Source organism: Eudoraea sp., assembly GCF_049665975.1.
Taxonomy (GTDB): domain Bacteria; phylum Bacteroidota; class Bacteroidia; order Flavobacteriales; family Flavobacteriaceae; genus Eudoraea.
The window spans coordinates 1-3571 of sequence record NZ_JBATGR010000478.1 but is presented as its reverse complement, the minus strand read 5'-3'; the positions used below and the strand labels follow the sequence as shown (position 1 = coordinate 3571).

Sequence of the window (3571 nt, the reverse complement as noted above, 5' to 3'; positions counted from 1 at the left end):
GGCCGCAGCATCTGCAAAGGAAAATGAAGGCCTCAGCTTTAAAGAATGGGGGAAACGCTTTAACGTATTCCTAAAGTATGTCGATCTACTAATTTCTCCCGACTTTATCATTTTAGGTGGCGGAACTTCAAAACAATTTGATGAATACAAAGATTATATCACCATTGAAACTCCTGTAATTCCGGCAGAATTAAGAAACCAGGCAGGAATAGTTGGCGCAGCAGCGGCAGCATTGCATGAGGCGCCAAGAGACTAAGCTAAAATTGAGTATAATACTTTAAGAAATTTTATTCCTTTTGCGGTCTACTTCTTTTAGAAAGATTTTACGAAGACGTATATGTTTTGGTGTAACCTCAACATATTCATCCTTTTGGATATATTCCAAAGCTTCCTCCAAAGAAAATTTGATGGCCGGTACTATTTTTGCCTTATCATCTGCCCCGGAAGAACGTACATTTGAAAGTTTCTTGGTTTTTGTAATATTTATTGTCATATCGTCACCTCTGGTATTCTCACCAATAACCTGACCTTCATAGATGTCTTCACCCGGATCTACAAAAAACCTACCTCTTTCCTGTAATTTATCAATTGAATAAGGAATGGCTTTTCCATTTTCCATAGAAACCAACGAACCATTTTGCCTTTGAGGAACATCTCCTTTCATAGGTTGGTATTCTAAAAAACGATGAGCCATAATTGCCTCCCCTGCTGTTGCGGTTAAAAGTTGATTTCGTAACCCAATAATTCCGCGAGAAGGAATAAGGAATTCACATACCATCCTTTCACCTTTTGCTTCCATGCTGGTCAATTCTCCTTTACGGATAGAGACCATTTCTACAGCTTTTCCAGACACTTCTTCTGGTAAATCTATGGTCATCTGTTCTATAGGTTCACATTTTACTCCATCAATAGTCCTGATAATAACCTGAGGCTGACCTATTTGAAGTTCGTATCCTTCTCTTCGCATAGTTTCTATGAGTACAGACAAGTGCAGTACACCCCTTCCAAAAACCATGAATTTTTCTGCGCTATCTGTCTCTTCTAAACGTAACGCCAGATTCTTTTCCAATTCTTTCTCCAACCTTTCCTTAATATGCCTTGAAGTAACAAATTTACCGTCCTTACCAAAAAACGGGCTATCGTTAATGGTGAACAACATACTCATTGTTGGTTCGTCTATAGCAATAGTCTTAAGCCCTTCCGGATTTTCGATATCTGCAATGGTATCTCCAATATCAAAACCTTCAAGTCCTACTATAGCACAAATATCACCTGTGACTACTTCCTTCACTTTTATACGGCCCAGACCTTCAAAAGTAAATAGCTCTTTTACCTTAGACTTTACGATACTGCCATCTCGTTTTACCAAAGAGATTTGCTGTCCTTCCTTTAAAGAACCTCGCTGCAGGCGTCCAATAGCAATTCTACCTGTAAATGAAGAGTAATCTAAAGACGTAATCAACATTTGTGTCGTACCCTCCTTAGGTTCAAAAGTTGGGATGTGCTCAACAACCATTTCCAATAAAGGCTCTATAGTTGTAGTTTCGTTCTGCCAGTCATCACTCATCCAGTTATTTTTGGCTGAGCCATAGACTGTTGGAAAGTCTAACTGCCATTCTTCCGCACCAAGTTCATACATAAGATCAAAGACCTTTTCATGCACTTCTTCCGGGGTACAATTTTCCTTGTCTACTTTGTTGATTACTACACAGGGTTTTAAACCCATGTCGATTGCTTTTTGTAATACAAATCGAGTTTGGGGCATTGGACCTTCAAAGGCATCGACTAATAGCAAAACCCCATCAGCCATATTTAAAACACGTTCAACCTCACCACCAAAATCGGCGTGGCCCGGAGTATCAATAATATTGATCTTGGTATCTTTATATAATACGGATACGTTCTTTGAAGTAATAGTAATACCTCTTTCACGCTCGAGGTCATTATTATCTAAAATAAGATCTCCGGTTTTCTCATTTTCCCGGAATAACTGGCAATAATGTAATATCTTATCTACCAGGGTTGTTTTACCGTGGTCAACGTGTGCAATTATGGCAATGTTTTTCGTATTAGACATCTTCTTGTTTTGAGCCTGCAAAGATACTCCTATTTTTTGCTTACTGTTATAAAGTTCTGTTATTTTTATTGTGTTGATTTTGAGCGATTAGCAGTGCAAATAAGAGCACTAAAAAACAATTATCTTTGTAATCTAACTTTTGTATATGAAACTTGACTCCATACCACAACTAAAATACACTTCTGGTGATAATTTTTTTCTGCTCGCCGGACCGTGCGCCATAGAAAGTGAGGAAATGGCATTGCGGATCGCAGAACGAATTATGGAAATCACCGATAAATTGGAGATTCCATACATTTTTAAAGGGAGTTTTAAGAAAGCAAATCGCAGCCGGGTTGACTCTTTTACTGGTATTGGAGACGAGAAAGCATTAAAAATATTGAAAAAAGTTTCTGAAACTTTTCACGTGCCCACAGTTACCGACATACATGAGATAACAGACGCTAAACTTGCCGCTGAATATGTAGACGTCCTTCAAATTCCTGCATTCCTTGTACGTCAAACCGATTTGCTGGTAGCCGCGGCAAATACGGGTAAAACCGTTAACCTTAAAAAGGGACAATTTATGAGTCCGGAAAGCATGAAACATGCCGTAAATAAAGTAATTGATTCCAATAATAAACAGGTAATGATTACAGATCGAGGCACTATGTTTGGGTATCAGGATATGGTTGTCGATTTTAGAGGAATACCCGTCATGAAACAATACGCCCCGGTAGTATTAGATGTCACCCATTCTTTGCAGCAACCCAATCAGTCTTCAGGAGTTACCGGTGGGAGACCCGAATTAATAAGCACTATAGCCCGCGCAGGAATAGCTACAGGGGTTGATGGAATCTTTATAGAAACCCACTTTGATCCTGCAAATGCCAAAAGCGACGGGGCCAATATGTTACATTTAGATCAACTGGAACAATTACTGACCAATTTAACGGCTCTTCGTAAAACAGTCAATAGTCTTCAGTAAATCAGTTAAATTTCCTAAAAATGAGTACATTGGAATTGATTAATTCCTTTAAGTACTTATGAAACCAAGCTTGTGTTTATCACTAATTTTGGGCAGCATTTTGATGATTTTTGTTTCATGCAAGTCCGAAACCAAAAAAAACAAGTCAACAAAGAGACCAAATATTGTCTTTATTATGTCTGATGATCACGCTTATCAGGCTATCAGTGCATACAGTAATAAATTAATTCAAACCCCGAATATTGACAGGATTGCCAATGAGGGCATGCTTTTTACTAATGCCAGTGTTACGAATTCTATTTGCGCACCTTCCAGGGCTGTAATCCTAACAGGCAAACACAGCCATATCAATGGAAAAATAGATAACCTTTCCCCTTTCGATACAACAAATATTACCTTTCCTCAGCTTTTAAAAAATGCCGGATACCAAACTGCTATGTTTGGAAAACTGCATTTTGGTAATAATCCAAAAGGATTTGATGAATTTAAAATTCTACCCGGCCAGGGAGATTACTATAACCCTACAT

3 protein-coding genes and 1 pseudogene are annotated in these 3571 nt (G+C 38.4%); 3 read left to right on the top strand and 1 reads right to left on the bottom strand.

Going from position 1 to position 3571, the window contains the following annotated elements; genetic code table 11:
* Positions 1 to 256, top strand: a pseudogene (locus WBN20_RS15390) (polyphosphate--glucose phosphotransferase); the annotation flags it as partial.
* Between the two features lie 21 nt (positions 257 to 277).
* On the opposite strand, the gene typA reads toward WBN20_RS15390, so the two are convergent.
* Positions 278 to 2077 (bottom strand): translational GTPase TypA, encoded by a 1800-nt coding sequence (gene typA, locus WBN20_RS15385; RefSeq protein WP_424270703.1) that lies wholly within the window; start codon positions 2075 to 2077, stop codon positions 278 to 280.
* A 145-nt stretch (positions 2078 to 2222) separates the two neighbouring features.
* On the opposite strand from typA, the gene kdsA reads away from it, so the two are divergent.
* Positions 2223 to 3044: a 3-deoxy-8-phosphooctulonate synthase gene (gene kdsA / locus WBN20_RS15380; RefSeq protein ID WP_424282318.1), complete on the top strand. Its 822-nt coding sequence runs from the start codon at positions 2223 to 2225 to the stop codon at positions 3042 to 3044.
* Positions 3045 to 3147: 103 nt separating this feature from the next.
* Positions 3148 to 3571: sulfatase-like hydrolase/transferase (locus tag WBN20_RS15375; RefSeq protein WP_424282319.1), on the top strand; the 424-nt coding region annotated here is incomplete at its 3' end.